Consider the following 14,613-nt stretch of genomic DNA (forward strand, 5'->3'; position numbering starts at 1 on the left):
TCTAGTCCGCGGCGCCAAGAACGTCCAGAAAGGCGTCTCCGAATCTCTCGGCGCGGCGATCCCCCAGCACACGCTCCAGCCCCGGACGGTCGCCCGGGGTCAGTTCCGCCACCTTCGCCAGCTGCGCGGCCGAGCAGCTGAGCGGCTTGTCGATGCCGCCCTGGCCGCGCGCCAGTTCGGCCTGCACTTCGAGCAGCTGGTCATAGATCCCGGCGCGGCCGCGGCCCGCCAGCCGACGCTGGACCGGATGTGCCGCGCGGGCCTCTCCGGTGATCACCTCCAGAAACGTGGCGCCGTAGCGGTCGAGCTTTTTGGCGCCCACCCCGGCGATCCCGGCCATCGCGTCCAGCGTGGCGGGCCGCGTCTCGGCCATTTCGATCAGGGTCCGATCGGGAAAGATGACATAAGCCGGAACCCGCGCGGCCTCGGCCAGCGCCCGGCGCTTGGCCTTGAGCGCCGACAGGAGCGGCGCGTCCTCATCCGAGACCATCGCCTTGACCGCCGGCCGCCGGGTTGCCTTGCGGATGGTGTCGCGGCGCAATTCGATCCCGGCCTCGCCGCGCAGGATCGGCTTGGCCGCCTCGGTCATGCGCAAAGCGCCGTGGCGCTCGGGGTCGGGGCGGACCAGATCGCGGCCCATCATCTGGCGAAAGATCGCCTGCCATTGCGGCCGGGTACGGTCGCGCCCGACCGCAAAGGTGGGCAGCCGGTCATGCTGCCGGGCGCGGATCTTGTCGGTCTCGGTCCCGGTCAGGATGTCGATCAGGTGGCCCGCGCCGAACCATTCGCCGGTGCGCAGGATGGCCGACAGGGCCATGCGCACCGGCGTTGTGCCGTCGAAGGTCTCGGGCGGGGTGTCGCACAGGTCGCAATGACCGCAATTCCCCGCCTCCTCGCCGAAATAGCCCAACAGACTCTTGCGGCGGCAATCCAGAGCCTCGGCCAGACCCAGAAGCGCGTTGAGCCGGGCGTGATCGGCGGCGCGCCGGTCCGGCGGGGCCAGCCCCTCGTCGATCTGGGACCGGCGCAGGCGGATGTCGTCGGGGCCGAACAGGGTCAGCGTCTCGGCCGGCGCCCCGTCGCGGCCCGCGCGCCCGATCTCCTGGTAATAGGCCTCGATGGATTTCGGCAGGTCTGCATGGGCGACCCAGCGGATGTCCGGCTTGTCGATGCCCATGCCGAAGGCGACGGTGGCGACCACGATCAAGCCGTCCTCGCGGGCAAAGCGCGCCTCGACCACGCGGCGGTCCTCGGCCTCCATCCCGCCGTGATAGTGACAGGCGCTGTGCCCGTCCTCGCGCAGGGCTTGCGCCAACACCTCGGTCTTGTTGCGGGTGCCGCAATAGACGATGCCGGAGCGGCCCTTGCGCGCACCGGCGAAGTCGAGGATCTGGCGGCGCGGGCTGTCCTTGGCGGCAAAGGCCAGGTGAATGTTGGGCCGGTCGAAACCGCGCAGGAACCGGCGCGGTTCGGCCCCATCGAACAGCTTGACGACGATCTCGTCCTGGGTCTCGGCATCGGCGGTGGCGGTGAAGGCGGCCAGCGGCACGCCCAGATCGCGCCGCAGCTCTCCGATGCGCAGGTAATCGGGGCGGAAATCATGGCCCCATTGGCTGACGCAGTGGGCCTCGTCCACCGCGATCAGCGACACGCCGATGCGCCGCAGCATGCCAAGGGCCGAGCCGGCGGCCAGACGTTCCGGCGCCATGTAGAGCAGTTTGAGGTCGCCGCGCTCCAACGCCTCCCACACGGCATCGGTCTCTTCGGCCGTATTGCCCGAGGTCAGCGCCCCGGCCGCCACCCCGGCCTCCTGCAGGGCGCGGACCTGGTCGCGCATCAGCGCGATCAGCGGCGAGATCACCACCGTCACACCGCCGCGCATCAGCGCGGGCAGCTGGAAACACAGCGACTTGCCGCCGCCCGTGGGCATGATGGCCAGCACGTTCTCACCGGCGGTCACGGCGCCGACGATCTCTTCCTGCCCGGGGCGGAACGCGTCGAATCCAAAGACCTCTCGCAGCAGCGGAGCGGCGTCGGGCATCGGGGAAACCTGTCCAAGAAATCTATATCTGCTCTTGGATTGCAGTCTCACATACTAAGAATTGATGAACAAGAGGCTGCGTCAGTAGAAGAACGCCGCGTTGTTGGTCAGGATGATGCGCAGCGCGAAGACCCCCAGCAGCACCACCAAAGGCGCCAGGTCCAGCCCCTGCATCGGCGGCAGGATCCGCCGCACCGGGCCATAAATCGGCTCCATCAGCCGGTTCAGACCATACCAGATCTGCGCCACGAATTGCTGGTGCAGGTTCAGGACCTGGAAGTTGATCAGCCAGCTCATGATCACATGGGCGATGACGAGGAACCAGACCACGTCGAGGATCAGCATCAGGATTTGAAAGAGTGACTGCATCCGGGAACCTCATTTTCACATCGGTGAAAGACCTAAGCGCAAGACCGGGCAAGGGCAAGACCGAGGAAACGCTTGCCTTGCCCGCCGCGGCACCGCCATAACGGCTGAAAAGGGCGCTGGGGACAGGCATGGCAGAGATTTCCGCGCGAAAGCGCATCTGGGGCTGGTGGTTTTTCGACTGGGCCAGCCAGCCCTATCACACGCTCCTGGTGACCTTCATCTTCGGGCCCTATTTCGCCGGCGTCGCGGCGCAGTATTTCGCGTCGACCGGGATGGAACCGCAGGCCGCCGCCGCCAGCGCACAGAGCGCCTGGGCGCGCTGCCTGGCGATCACCGGGCTGATCATCGCCTTCGGCGCGCCGCTGCTGGGGGCGATGGCCGACGTAACCGGCCGGCGGATGCCGTGGATCTTCGGCTTTTCGGTGATGTATGCCGCCGGCTCCGCGGCGCTGTGGTTCACGATGCCCGACGGGTCGAACATGTGGCTGATGCTCTCGGCCTTCGGGCTGGGCTTCGTGGGTGCGGAATACGCGCTGGTCTTCATCAATTCGCAACTGCCCGACCTGGGCGACCGCAACGAGGTGGGTGCGATCTCGGGCACCGGTTTCGCCTTCGGTTATTTCGGCGGGCTGGTCTCGCTGGCGATCATGCTGCTTCTGTTCGTCGAACAGCCCAGCGGCAAGACGCTGATCGGTCTGGACCCGGCGCTGGGGCTGGATGCGGGCCGGATGGAGGGCACGCGCTTTGTCGGCCCGTTCACCGCCGCCTGGTTCGTTCTGTTCATGACCCCCTATTTCCTGTGGGTGCGCGACGACCAGAACGCCACCCGCCACGGCAGCTTCGGCACGGCGCTGCGCCTGCTGGGAAAATCGGTCGCCAACCTGCGCCACCGCGGCAGCCTGTCGGCCTATCTGGGCTCGTCGATGTTCTACCGCGACGCGCTGAACGGGCTGTACGGATTCGGCGGTGTCTATGCGCGCCTGGTGCTGGAATGGGATCTGATCCGCATCGGCATCTTCGGCATCGTCAGCGTTCTGGCCTCGGCCGTCTTTGCCTATCTCGGCGGCAAGCTGGACAAGCGGATCGGGCCGAAGCCGGTGATCGTGCTGGCGATCTGGGTGCTGATCGCGGTTTGCACGACGATCGTGTCGATGGACCGCGAGCAGGTCTTCGGCATCGCGCTGGCCACCGGCTCGACCCTGCCCGACACGCTCTTCTTCGTCTGCGGTGTCCTTATCGGCGGCATGGGCGGCATCCTGCAATCCTCGAGCCGCAGCCTGATGGTGCGCCACACCGATCCCATCGCCCCGACCGAGAGCTTCGGCCTCTACGGCCTGTCGGGACGCGCCACCGCCTTTGTCGCGCCGGCGCTGATCGACCTGGCGACCAACCTGACCGGCAGCGCGAGATTGGGGGTTTCACCGATCGTGCTGTTGTTTATTCTGGGACTGTTCCTGCTGTATTGGGTCAGACCGGAAGGGGACCAGAACTAGCCATGCTGCGCACCTTCATCCTGTTATCCGCCATCGCCCTGTTCGCCGCGCCCGCCGGTGCCGAGCCGCTGGCCAAGCAGCTGTTCGGCGCCCAGCGCCAGAGCTCTGCGCAGAAACCTGCCGTCTATGGCGGTTACTCCAAGGGCTGCGTGGCCGGCGCGGTGCAACTGCCCGAGACCGGCCCGACCTGGCAGGCGATGCGCCTGGGCCGCAACCGAAACTGGGGCCATCCCGAGACCGTCGACTATATCCGCGATCTCAGCGCATTCGCCGCGCGGCTGCCGGGCTGGAACGGGCTCTATATCGGCGATATCAGCCAGCCGCGCGGCGGCCCGATGCTGTCGGGGCACCGTAGCCATCAGCTGGGCCTCGACGTCGACATCTGGATGCGGCCCGCGGACAACCTGCGCCTGTCGCGCAACGCGCGCGAAAACATTTCGTCGATCTCGTTGCGGCGTGCGAACGGCGCCTATGTGAACGGCAACTGGACCGGCGCGCATCACGCCCTGCTGCGCGCGGCGGCCAAGGACAAGCGGGTGGCGCGCATCTTCGTCTTTCCGGGCGCCAAGGTGCAGATGTGCAACGATGAGAAGGGCGACCGCCGCTGGCTGCGCAAGATCCGGCCCTGGTGGGGCCACCATTATCATTTCCACGTCCGGTTGAACTGCCCGCGCGGACAGCGCGGCTGCGTCGACCAGAACCCGCCGCCGCGCGGGGATGGCTGCGCCGAGGCGCAGCAATGGGTGCGCAACATCCTCAACCCGCCGCCGCCGGACCCCAACGCGCCGGCCCCCAAGAAACGCCGTGAATACGTCCTGGCGGATCTGCCCCAGCAATGCACAAACGTCCTGCGCTCGCGCTAGCCGCCGCCGGGGTCGTCGCCATTGCGGTCCTGGCCACCGGGGCGGCGCTGACCGGCGGCTCGGCCGGCGCGGTGGACCGCGGCTCGGCAACCCATCTGGGCAGTTTCACCTGGCGGATGAACGCGGGCTGGTTCGGCGGGTTCTCGGGGCTTGAACTGTCCCAAGACGGCCGCCGCATGACCGTTCTGGGCGACCGCGCGACGCTGCTGACGGCGGAGATCACCCGCGACGGGGGCCGCATCACGGACATCCGGCCGGGGCCGGCGGTCAAGCTGCTCTCCAGCCGGGGCAAGGTGCTGCGCGGCCGGGCCGGTGATTCCGAAGGGCTGGCCCTGTCGCCGGACGGCACGCTCAACGTCTCGTTCGAAGGCGTTCACCGCGTCGCCCGCTATCGCCGCGCGGGCGACCGGGCCGTCGTTCTGGACCGGCCCCGGGCATTCCGGTCGCTGGCCGCAAACGGATCCTTCGAGGCGCTGGCCATCGACCGGGCGGGCCGGCTCTATACCATGCCCGAGAGCAACCGGACGGCGCAGGGCCGGATCCCGGTCTATCGCTGGGACGGCCGGCGCTGGACACAGCCCTTCGACCTGCCTGCCCGCGACCGGTTCCTGCCGGTCGGGGCCGATTTCGGACCCGGCGGGCGGCTCTATGTTCTTGAGCGCGCGACCGGGTTCGTGGGGTTCCGCACCCGGCTGCGGCGGTTTCGCATCGCACCCTCGGGCATCGCCGGCGAAGAGATCCTTCTGACCACCGCGACAGGCACCCATGACAATCTCGAAGGCGTCTCGATCTGGCGCGACGGCGCGGGCCGCCTGCGCGCGACGATGATCTCGGACGACAATTTCCTGGCCCTGCAGCGGACCGAGCTGGTCGAATACCGCCTGCCGGACTGACTTGCCAAGCCCGCGCGAACCGGCTATCAGCGCGCCCTGCCCGGACCTGCGCCGGGCCAAGTCGCCGCAACCTTGTCAAAACGGGCATCAGACATGACACGCACGCATCTTCCCGGCATTCTTGCCATGGCCGCCATCGTCGTGGCCTCGAACATCCTGGTTCAGTTCCTCATCCTCGACGGTCTGCTGACCTGGGGCGCATTTACCTATCCGTTGGCCTTTCTGGTCACCGACGTGATGAACCGCGTCTATGGCGCGGGACCCGCGCGCAAGGTGGTATTCGCGGGCTTCGTCACCGGGGTGATCTGCTCGCTGATCGGCAGCCAGGTGATGCTGGAATACGGCCCTGCTGTGCCGCTGCGAATCGCGGTCGCCTCGGGCACCGCCTTCCTGATCGCGCAGCTGACCGACGTGGCGGTGTTCGACCGCCTGCGCGGCGGGCGCTGGTGGCGCGCGCCGCTGGTCTCGACACTCACCGGCTCGGCACTGGACACCGCGCTGTTCTTCACCATCGCCTTCTCCGCCTCGGTCACGCTGTTCGGCGCGGATGCCGATGCCGCCGTGTCCTGGGCGTGGGAGCCGATGCCCTTCATGACCGCCGGAACGGTGGCACCGCTCTGGGTGACGCTGGCCTTTGCCGACTGGCTGGTGAAGCTGACGCTGGCGCTGATCGCACTGGTCCCGTTCCGCGCCATCGTGGCGCGGCTCGATCCCGCCTCGCGCCTGGCCTGACGATTTCGTTTGGCGAAATCCGCGACCTGTGCCACCTTTGCCCTGAGTTCAACAGCAAAGCAAAGGAGGTGGTCCAGTGTCGAGAAAGGGATTGGAGAGAGGTGCCGGAACCTGAGCGCGTCCGCTCGCTGAGGCAGCCCTCGGCGGCCATGCCGCCCCGGACCGGCCGATAGGCCGCCCGGCACAGCCTCCGGAACTTTCGAAGGGCCACCCCGATCGGGTGGCCCTTTCTGATTGCGATGGGCCGCGATATGGTCCGGCCCATGCTGCACGTCTCGGATGACATCACCCTACAGGACTGGGAACTGACCGAGAGCTTCGTGCGCGCCTCGGGTCCCGGCGGGCAGAATGTGAACAAGGTCTCCACCGCCGTCGAGCTGCGCTTCGAAGCGGCGCGCTCGCCCTCGTTGCCGCCACCGGTCAAGAGCCGGCTGAAACGGCTGGCCGGGCGGCGCTGGACCAAGGACGGGGCCATCATCATCCAGTGCGACGAGACCCGCAGCCAGGCCCGCAACCGCGAGATCGCCCGCGACCGGCTGGCCCAGCTGATCGCCCGCGCCCTGGTGGCGCCCAAGCGCCGGATACCCACGAAACCCACCCGCGGATCGGTGCGCCGGCGGCTGGACGGCAAGAAGGCCCGCGGCCAGGTCAAGGCCCTGCGCGGCCGGGTCGAGGACGAATGATCTGGCGTCCGTGGCCTGCGCTGATAATCTGAACCGGGTTTCGGGACGAAAGGGCAATGTCATGAGGCTGAAGGGAAAAACCGCGATCGTCACCGGCGGCGCCTCGGGCTTCGGCGCGGGCATCGCGCGGAAATTCGCGGCCGAGGGGGCGCGGGTGATGATCGCCGACATCACCGCCGACGCCGCGCATGACACGGCGCGCGAGATCGGCGACGCGGCCATCGCTCATGCCGTGGACATCTCGGATGGAACGGCGGTCGAAGGCATGGCGCAGGCTGCGCTGGCGGAATTCGGGCATCTCGACATCCTGGTCAACAATGCCGGCGTGACGCACCTGCCCGCATTGCTGGAAGAGGTCGGCGAGGAGGATTTCGACCGGATGTTCCGCGTGAACATGAAACCGGTCTACCTGACCGCCCGCGTCCTGGTCCCGCACATGAAGCAGCGCGGCACGGGGGCGATCCTCAACGTCGCCTCGACCGCTGGCGTGTCGCCGCGGCCCCGGCTGAACTGGTACAACGCCTCCAAGGGCTGGATGATCACCGCGACCCGCACCATGGCGGTCGAACTGGCGCCCGACGGCATCCGGGTCAATGCGCTGAACCCGGTGGCGGGCGAGACGCCGCTGCTCAAGTCCTTCCTGGGCGAGGACACGCCCGAGATGCGTGCCAAGTTCCTCTCGACCATCCCGCTGGGCCGGTTCTCGACGCCGCAGGACATGGGCAACGCCGCCTGTTTCCTGTGTTCCGATGAGGCCGCGATGATCACCGGCGTCGCGATGGAGGTGGACGGCGGCCGCTGCATCTGAAGCGGCCCCTCGCAAGACGCAGGAGAGTGCGATGACCCCCGGACCCGCGAACCTGATCACCGACATCCCCGGCCTGATGGTCGGGAACGCGCAGGACGGCGCGCTGAAATCCGGCGTAACCGTGCTGACGGCCGATGCCCCTTTCACCGCCTCGGTGGCGGTGATGGGCGGCGCCCCCGGCACGCGCGAGACCGACCTTCTGGCGCCGGACAAGTCGGTGGCGCAGGTCGATGCGCTGGTGCTGTCGGGCGGCTCGGCCTTCGGGCTCGACGCCTGTTCCGGGGTCGCCGACGCGCTGCACGCCGCGGGCCGGGGCTTTGCGGTGGGACCGGCGCGGGTTCCGATCGTGCCGGGCGCGATCCTGTTCGACCTGCTGAGCGGTGGCGACAAGGCATGGCAGAAGAACCCCTATCGTGCCCTGGGCCGCGATGCGCTGGCCGCCGCCGAGCCGGACTTCGCGCTGGGCAGCGTCGGGGCCGGCACCGGTGCGATGACGGCCATGCTCAAGGGCGGGCTGGGCTCGGCCTCGCTGGTTCTCGACGACGGCACCATCGTGGGCGCGCTGGTTGCGGCCAACCCGATGGGCAGCGTCACCACGCCGGGCGAACGCCATTTCTGGGCTGCCCCGTTCGAGATCGCCGGCGAATTCGGCGGGCTGGGTCCGGATCCCGCCGGCGGGCTGGGCCGACAGCTCGACAGCCGCAAGATGGCGGCGATGGCCGGCGCCGGGCAGGACCGGGGCAACACCACCATCGCGATCGTCGCGACCGATGCCGCGCTCAGCAAGGCGCAATGCCAGCGCATGGCGGTCGCCGCGCATGACGGGATCGCCCGTGCCATCGTACCGGCCCACTCGCCCGGGGATGGCGATCTGGTCTTTTCGCTGGCAACCGGAACCCGTGCCATCGATGCGCCCGAGGCCAACCTGAGCCGGATCGGCCATGCCGCCGCGCTCTGCCTCAGCCGCGCCATCGCGCGGGCGGTTTTTCATGCCCGGCCGGAACCCGGGGACCTCCTGCCGTGTTGGTCGCAGAGCGCCGCCGATGTCTCGGGCGCGTCAAAGTGACTGTTGACATCGGCCTCTCACGACCGACTATCTGCCCCGAGCCTCACCACCCATGAGACCCAAGGAGTGTTAAGCCAATGAAGTATCTGATCGCAGCCGCAGCCGTCTCGATGATGGCGATGCCCGCTGTCGCCGGAGACCCCGAGAAGGGCGAAAAGGAATTCCGCAAGTGCAAGTCCTGCCACATGGTCGTGTCCGATTCCGGCGAAGAGATCGTCAAGGGCGGCAAGACCGGCCCGAATCTCTACGGCGTCGTGGGCCGGACCGCAGGCACCGCAGATTTCAAATATGGTGACAGCCTGGTCGAGGCCGGCGAAAAGGGTCTGGTCTGGAACGAGGAGAACTTCGTCGCCTATACCGAGGATCCCAGGGGCTTCCTGAAGGAGTATCTGGACGACACCGGCGCCAAGTCCAAGATGTCCTTCAAGCTGCGCAAGGGTGCCGAGGACGTCTATGCCTATCTGGAAAGCGTCGCGGAGTAATCCGCCGCAACCTCGTCGAGACCAGCGAAGGCCGCAGCCCCCTGCGGCCTTTCGTACGCTTGATCCACCGATGAAACGCCGCCACCCTTGACGCATGTCCGGGCGCGATGCGCCGCGGTTGCGGCAAGGGGAGATCGTGGAAGTGGGTATCAAGATCCCGGCCTGGGTCGATGGCGACCTGGTTCCGGTGGACAAGCTGGAAGCCCATGAGCGCGGCCTGAAGCACAAGGCGGTGTCGGTCTTTGCCGTGCGCGGCCTGGACATCCTGATCCAGCGCCGGGCGATGGGCAAGTATCATACCCCGGGCCTCTGGGCGAATACCTGCTGCACCCATCCCGACTGGAACGAACCGGCGTCGACCTGTGCGGTGCGGCGGCTGCGCGAGGAGCTGGGGATCACCGGTCTCTATCCGGAATACCGCCACCGGCTGGAATACCACGCCGATGTCGGCAACGGCATGATCGAGAACGAGGTCGTGGACGTGTTCCTGGCCCATGTGCGCGGCGACCTGGATGTCGCGCCCGATCCCGCCGAGGTGATGGACACCCGCTGGATCGCCTATCACGACCTGCTGGCCGAGGTCGAACGCCACCCCGAGCGGTTCACCCCGTGGCTCAAGATCTACCTGAAAAACCACTCCGACACGATCTTCGGACCGGACCTGATCATCTCGGCCAAGGCCTGATACCGGCCCTCAGACCGCAGGCACGGCGATATTGTCGATCAGGCGCACGCCTTCGAGTTCGGCCGCAACGAACAGCCGCGCCGGTTCGGTCGGGCGGTCGAGCGGTGCCAGCGCGGCCTCGCTGCGCAGTTCGAAATACTCCGGCGCGGCAAAGCCCTGATCCACAAGCGTCTGCCGCGCCGTTTGCGCCAGCGGGGCAAAGCTCTGCCCGGCGGCCAGAGCCCGGGCGGTCTCGCACATCACGCTGTAGAGCGCAGCGGCCCGGTCCCGCCCGGCCGCCGACAGGCGCCGGTTGCGCGACGACAGCGCCAGACCCGAGGGTTCGCGCACCGTCGGGCAACCGGTGACCGTGATCGGGATGTCCAGGTCCCGCGCCATGCGGCGCACCACCAGAAGCTGCTGGTAGTCCTTTTCGCCAAAGAACGCCTGTTGCGCGCCGGTCTGAAGGAACAGCTTTGCGACCACAGTTGCCACACCGTCGAAATGTCCCGGCCGAAACGCCCCTTCCATAGCGTCGGTCAGCCCCTGAACCGAAACCGTGGTGGCAAACCCCTCGGGATAGACCTGATCCGGGGCGGGCGCATAAACGGCATCCACCGCGTAGGGCGCAAGCAGCGCGGCATCCTCCGCCTCGGTCCGCGGATAGCGGTCGAGATCGGCGGGATTGTTGAACTGCGTCGGGTTCACGAAGATCGTCACGATCACCCGGTCGCAGGCCGCCTTGGCCGCCTCGACCAGGGACAGGTGCCCTGGGTGCAGCGCGCCCATCGTCGGCACGACACCGATGCATTGATCCGCCCGCGCCCAGCCCTCCCGCAGGCGGCGCAACGTGTTCCGGTCGCGCAGGATCGGGGCGCTCATCCGTCGCTGGCTCCGGGTGTTGGCGCCTGGCTGGCGAACACGTGCTCCTCGGCCGGAAAACGGCGCGCGCGCACATCCTCGGCATAGGCCGCGATGGCCTCTTCCGCCTGTGCCCCCAGATCGGCATAGCGCTTGACGAATTTCGGCTTGAAGGCGGTGAAGATGCCCAGCATGTCGTCCACCACCAGGATCTGCCCGTCACAGCCGGCCGAGGCGCCGATGCCGATCGTCGGGATCGGCACCTGGGCCGTGATCCGGTCGGCCAGCGCCTGCGGCACCTTCTCCAGCACCACGGCGAAGGCGCCCGCATCCGCCACCGCCCCGGCATCGGCCAGGACCGCCTCGGCCCGGGCATCGCGGCCCTGGACCCTGTAGCCGCCCAGCGTGTTGACCGATTGCGGGGTCAGGCCGACATGGCCCATCACCGGGATACCGCGCGCCACCAGGAACCGGATCGTGTCCGCCATCGTGGCCCCGCCCTCCAGCTTGACCGCCCCCGCGCCGGTCTCGGCCATCAGCCGCGCGGCATTGCGGAACGCCTGCTCGGGGCCTTCCTCGTAGCTGCCGAAGGGCATGTCGATCACCATCATCGCCCGGCACAACCCGCGCGCCACCGCCCGGCCGTGCAGGATCATCATCTCCATCGTGACGCCAAGGGTCGAGGGAAGGCCGTGCAGCACCATGCCCACGCTGTCGCCCACCAGAACGAAGTCGCAATGCGCATCCATCGCCTGCGCCATCGGCGTGGTATAGGCGGTCAGACTGACCAGCGGCGTTCCGCCTTTCCTGGCGCGGATGTCATCGGCCATCGGGGCGGTCTTGCGGGCTGTCGCGCTCATGCGTGGATCCTGCGATCTGGAACGGAATGGGGGCGGGAATAGCAATTGCGGCGCGTCAGAGAAAGGCCGGTTGCGCCAACAATTCCTTGATCGGAGACGGATTTGCGGGAACATTCGATCCGGACCCTTCGGCGCTCTGCGTCCGACCGGCGACAAGAAACGGGGAGAACAGACATGGCAATCTCATTCACACGCGCGCTGGCACCGGCGCTTGCGGCCACCGCGGCACTGTTTGCCGGCACCGCCTGGGCGCAGGAGGACATCACCGTCGCCATGCAGCTGGAACCGCCGCATCTGGACCCCACCGGGGCCGCGGCACAGGCGATCGACTCGGTGGTCTATGTCAATATCTTCGAGGGGCTGACCCGGTTCCAGGGCGACGGGTCGATCGTGCCGCTGCTGGCCGAAAGCTGGGAGATTTCCGAGGACGGCACGACCTATACGTTCAAGCTGCGCGACGGCGTGACCTTCCATGACGGCACCGCGATGGATGCCGAGGACGTCAAGTTCAGCCTCGACCGCGCCCGCGCCGAGGACAGCGCCAACGCGCAGAAGGCCCTTTTCGCCGGCATCTCCGAGGTCGCGGTCGTCGATCCGCTGACCGTCGAGGTGACGCTGAGCGAGCCCAATGGCAGCTTCCTGTTCAATCTCGCCTGGGGCGATGCCGTCATCGTCGCCCCCGAGAGCATCGAGGACATCAAGACCGCTCCGGTCGGCACCGGCCCCTACACCTTCTCGGAATGGGTGCAGGGCGACCGGATCGAAGTGACGCGCAATCCCGAGTACTGGGGCGACCAGCCGGCGCTGGCATCGGCGACGTTCAAGTTCATCTCGGACCCCACCGCCGCCTTCGCCGCCGTGATGGCCGAGGATGTGGACGTGTTCACCGGCTTCCCGGCGCCCGAGAACCTGCCGCAATTCGAGGCCGATCCCCGGTTCCAGGTCCTTGTCGGCTCGACCGAGGGCGAAACGATCCTGTCCACCAACAACAAGCAGCCGCCCTTCGACAATCCCAAGGTGCGGCAGGCGCTGGCCCATGCCATCGACCGGCAGGCGATCATCGACGGGGCGATGTTCGGATACGGCACGCCCATCGGCACGCATTTCGCGCCACATCACCCGGCCTATCTGGACCTGACCGGCAATTCCGCGCATGACCCCGAAAAGGCGCGCGCGCTACTGGCCGAGGCGGGATTTGCCGACGGGTTCGAAACCACACTGCACCTGCCGCCGCCCTCCTACGCGCGGCGTGGCGGCGAGATCGTCGCGGCGCAGCTGGCCGAGGTCGGCATCACCGCCGAGATCACCAATGTGGAATGGGCGCAATGGCTGGAAACCGTGTTCCGCGGCAAGGATTTCGGCCTGACCATCGTCAGCCATACCGAGCCGATGGATATCGGCATCTATGCCCGGCCCGATTACTACTTCCAGTATGACAATGCCGAGTTCCAGTCGCTGATGGAGACGCTGAACGCCACCACCGACCCGGACAAGCGCACCGAGCTGCTGCAACAGGCCCAGACCACCATCGCCGAGGATTACGTCAACGGCTACCTGTTCCAGCTGGCCAACCTGAGCGTGGCCAAGGCCGAGGTGCAGGGCCTGTGGGCCAACGCCCCGACGGCCGCGGTGGACCTGGCCGCGATCAGCTGGGCGGAATGACGTGATCCCGTCCAAGCCTTGCTGGGGCCGGTGCCGTTGCACCGGGGCGGCATGATGCGGCTTGTCCGGTCGCTGGCGGCGCTGTCGCTGCTGGTCCTGAGCCTGTGGACGGCCCCGACCCAGGCCCAGGAGCTCATGGGACTCGGCCTGGAGGCCGACATCCCCGAGGACGGGGCGCCCCTGGATGTCAGCGTCGGCATCGAGATCAGCCAGATTTCGTTCGTCGATCAGAAATCCGAGAATTACGGTGCCGTCGTCACCATCCGCGCCAGCTGGACCGACCCGAAACTTGCCTATGACCGCGACGAAGACTCGCGAAAGGCGCGGATCGTCAAGCCCGACGAGTTCCTGGACTATGCCAGCAAGCGGGACACCATCCCGCCGGGTTTCATCATCAGCAACCAGCAGTCGAATCGCTGGATCCATCACGCGGTCATCGCCATCACGCCCGATGGCGAGGCCAGCTATTTCGAAAGCTCCTCACTGACCCTCCAGGCCCCGCATTTCGACTTTCACAAATACCCGTTCGACACGCAGACCTTCTTTTTCGAAATCGTTTCGGTGTTTCCCAACGACGTCGTGACCTATTCCGGTGACGAGGCGTTCTCGGGTCTGGGCGACATGCTGGGCGAGGAGGAATGGGTGCTGAACAACCCGCGCCTGGAGGTGTCGACGACAACCGGCATCAGCGGCCAGGAAAGCGACCGGGTGACCCTGGTGTTCGAGGGCCATCGCCACACGCAGTATTACATGATCCGCATCTTCCTGCCGCTTCTGGTGCTGATCACGGTGTCCTGGGCCGCTTTCTTCTTCGACGATTACAAGAAACGCGCCGAGATCGCCGGCGCCAACCTGCTGGTCTTCGTGGCCTTCAACTGGGCGGTCTCCGCCGACCTGCCGCGGCTGGGCTACCTGACCTTCGTGGATTTCATCCTGCAATGGGTCTTTGTGGTCACCGGCGCGATCATCGTGTTCAACATGGTGCTGGCGCGCATGCAGCTGAAGGGTCAGGGCGAACTGGCCGAGACGCTGGACTATTACGTGATCCGGTGGGTCTATCCGCTGGGCTATGCCGCCATTGTCGGGTTCGCCGTGGTCCGCTACCTGCTGACCTGATGGCTCTGGACCGCCGCCGC

The 14,613-nt window shown here is 67.4% G+C and carries 15 protein-coding genes; 11 read left to right on the plus strand and 4 right to left on the minus strand.

Annotated elements, in window-relative coordinates; translation table 11 throughout:
* Window position 1: 1 nt before the first annotated feature.
* Together recQ and BMX57_RS08290 are read right to left on the minus strand one after the other, a co-directional pair.
* Window positions 2–2,041 carry a DNA helicase RecQ gene (recQ, locus tag BMX57_RS08285; RefSeq protein WP_092364984.1) on the minus strand — a complete coding sequence of 680 codons (2,040 nt, stop codon included), beginning with the start codon at window positions 2,039–2,041 and terminating at the stop codon, window positions 2–4.
* A gap of 81 nt (window positions 2,042–2,122) precedes the next feature.
* Window positions 2,123–2,410, minus strand: a complete 288-nt coding sequence (locus BMX57_RS08290; protein ID WP_092364986.1) for a YggT family protein — start codon at window positions 2,408–2,410, stop codon at window positions 2,123–2,125.
* A 128-nt stretch (window positions 2,411–2,538) separates the two neighbouring features.
* On the opposite strand from BMX57_RS08290, the gene BMX57_RS08295 reads away from it, so the two are divergent.
* From BMX57_RS08295 to BMX57_RS08335, 9 genes are all read left to right on the plus strand, one after another.
* Window positions 2,539–3,903, plus strand: coding sequence for an MFS transporter (locus BMX57_RS08295; protein WP_092364988.1), 1,365 nt, complete (start codon window positions 2,539–2,541; stop codon window positions 3,901–3,903).
* A 2-nt stretch (window positions 3,904–3,905) separates the two neighbouring features.
* Window positions 3,906–4,766: a penicillin-insensitive murein endopeptidase gene (gene mepA, locus BMX57_RS08300; RefSeq protein WP_177175419.1), complete on the plus strand. Its 861-nt coding sequence runs from the start codon at window positions 3,906–3,908 to the stop codon at window positions 4,764–4,766.
* Entirely contained in the window at window positions 4,739–5,659 is a 921-nt protein-coding gene (locus BMX57_RS08305) for an esterase-like activity of phytase family protein (protein WP_092364991.1), read from the plus strand. Before mepA ends, BMX57_RS08305 begins: the two co-directional genes overlap by 28 nt.
* 93 nt (window positions 5,660–5,752) lie before the next feature.
* Entirely contained in the window at window positions 5,753–6,391 is a 639-nt protein-coding gene (locus BMX57_RS08310; RefSeq protein ID WP_092364994.1) for a queuosine precursor transporter, read from the plus strand.
* Between the two features lie 263 nt (window positions 6,392–6,654).
* Window positions 6,655–7,074: an alternative ribosome rescue aminoacyl-tRNA hydrolase ArfB gene (gene arfB / locus BMX57_RS08315; RefSeq protein WP_092365531.1), complete on the plus strand. Its 420-nt coding sequence runs from the start codon at window positions 6,655–6,657 to the stop codon at window positions 7,072–7,074.
* A gap of 61 nt (window positions 7,075–7,135) precedes the next feature.
* Entirely contained in the window at window positions 7,136–7,882 is a 747-nt protein-coding gene (locus BMX57_RS08320) for an SDR family oxidoreductase (protein WP_092364997.1), read from the plus strand.
* Window positions 7,883–7,913: 31 nt separating this feature from the next.
* Window positions 7,914–8,948 carry a P1 family peptidase gene (locus BMX57_RS08325; protein WP_092365000.1) on the plus strand — a complete coding sequence of 345 codons (1,035 nt, stop codon included), beginning with the start codon at window positions 7,914–7,916 and terminating at the stop codon, window positions 8,946–8,948.
* 77 nt (window positions 8,949–9,025) lie between these two features.
* Window positions 9,026–9,430, plus strand: coding sequence for a c-type cytochrome (locus BMX57_RS08330; RefSeq protein WP_092365004.1), 405 nt, complete (start codon window positions 9,026–9,028; stop codon window positions 9,428–9,430).
* A gap of 142 nt (window positions 9,431–9,572) precedes the next feature.
* Entirely contained in the window at window positions 9,573–10,115 is a 543-nt protein-coding gene (locus BMX57_RS08335) for an isopentenyl-diphosphate Delta-isomerase (RefSeq protein WP_092365534.1), read from the plus strand.
* A 9-nt stretch (window positions 10,116–10,124) separates the two neighbouring features.
* On the opposite strand, the gene panC is transcribed toward BMX57_RS08335, so the two are convergent.
* Together panC and panB are read right to left on the minus strand one after the other, a co-directional pair.
* Window positions 10,125–10,976: a pantoate--beta-alanine ligase gene (gene panC, locus BMX57_RS08340; protein WP_092365006.1), complete on the minus strand. Its 852-nt coding sequence runs from the start codon at window positions 10,974–10,976 to the stop codon at window positions 10,125–10,127.
* Window positions 10,973–11,815, minus strand: a complete 843-nt coding sequence (panB, locus tag BMX57_RS08345; RefSeq protein ID WP_092365009.1) for a 3-methyl-2-oxobutanoate hydroxymethyltransferase — start codon at window positions 11,813–11,815, stop codon at window positions 10,973–10,975. The genes panC and panB overlap by 4 nt, the downstream gene beginning before the upstream one ends.
* Before the next feature lie 174 nt (window positions 11,816–11,989).
* Between panB and BMX57_RS08350 the strand changes: the two genes are divergently transcribed.
* Together BMX57_RS08350 and BMX57_RS08355 are read left to right on the plus strand one after the other, a co-directional pair.
* A complete protein-coding gene (locus tag BMX57_RS08350) occupies window positions 11,990–13,477 on the plus strand; it encodes an ABC transporter substrate-binding protein (protein ID WP_092365012.1) in 1,488 nt (495 codons plus the stop codon).
* Between the two features lie 51 nt (window positions 13,478–13,528).
* Window positions 13,529–14,593 carry a ligand-gated ion channel gene (locus tag BMX57_RS08355; protein WP_092365538.1) on the plus strand — a complete coding sequence of 355 codons (1,065 nt, stop codon included), beginning with the start codon at window positions 13,529–13,531 and terminating at the stop codon, window positions 14,591–14,593.
* The last annotated feature ends 20 nt before the right edge of the window (window positions 14,594–14,613 follow it).

This window comes from Cribrihabitans marinus (assembly GCF_900109035.1).
Lineage (GTDB): Bacteria > Pseudomonadota > Alphaproteobacteria > Rhodobacterales > Rhodobacteraceae > Cribrihabitans > Cribrihabitans marinus.

Excerpts from the sequence above, each read along its gene's own strand:
- recQ (WP_092364984.1), bottom strand. The coding sequence starts at position 2,041 with ATGCCCGACGCCGCTCCGCTGCTGCGAGAGGTCTTTGGATTCGACGCG.
- BMX57_RS08290 (WP_092364986.1), bottom strand. The coding sequence starts at position 2,410 with ATGCAGTCACTCTTTCAAATCCTGATGCTGATCCTCGACGTGGTCTGG.
- BMX57_RS08295 (WP_092364988.1), top strand. The coding sequence starts at position 2,539 with ATGGCAGAGATTTCCGCGCGAAAGCGCATCTGGGGCTGGTGGTTTTTC.
- mepA (WP_177175419.1), top strand. The coding sequence starts at position 3,906 with ATGCTGCGCACCTTCATCCTGTTATCCGCCATCGCCCTGTTCGCCGCG.
- BMX57_RS08305 (WP_092364991.1), top strand. The coding sequence starts at position 4,739 with ATGCACAAACGTCCTGCGCTCGCGCTAGCCGCCGCCGGGGTCGTCGCC.
- BMX57_RS08310 (WP_092364994.1), top strand. The coding sequence starts at position 5,753 with ATGACACGCACGCATCTTCCCGGCATTCTTGCCATGGCCGCCATCGTC.
- arfB (WP_092365531.1), top strand. The coding sequence starts at position 6,655 with ATGCTGCACGTCTCGGATGACATCACCCTACAGGACTGGGAACTGACC.
- BMX57_RS08320 (WP_092364997.1), top strand. The coding sequence starts at position 7,136 with ATGAGGCTGAAGGGAAAAACCGCGATCGTCACCGGCGGCGCCTCGGGC.
- BMX57_RS08325 (WP_092365000.1), top strand. The coding sequence starts at position 7,914 with ATGACCCCCGGACCCGCGAACCTGATCACCGACATCCCCGGCCTGATG.
- BMX57_RS08330 (WP_092365004.1), top strand. The coding sequence starts at position 9,026 with ATGAAGTATCTGATCGCAGCCGCAGCCGTCTCGATGATGGCGATGCCC.
- panC (WP_092365006.1), bottom strand. The coding sequence starts at position 10,976 with ATGAGCGCCCCGATCCTGCGCGACCGGAACACGTTGCGCCGCCTGCGG.
- panB (WP_092365009.1), bottom strand. The coding sequence starts at position 11,815 with ATGAGCGCGACAGCCCGCAAGACCGCCCCGATGGCCGATGACATCCGC.
- BMX57_RS08350 (WP_092365012.1), top strand. The coding sequence starts at position 11,990 with ATGGCAATCTCATTCACACGCGCGCTGGCACCGGCGCTTGCGGCCACC.
- BMX57_RS08355 (WP_092365538.1), top strand. The coding sequence starts at position 13,529 with ATGATGCGGCTTGTCCGGTCGCTGGCGGCGCTGTCGCTGCTGGTCCTG.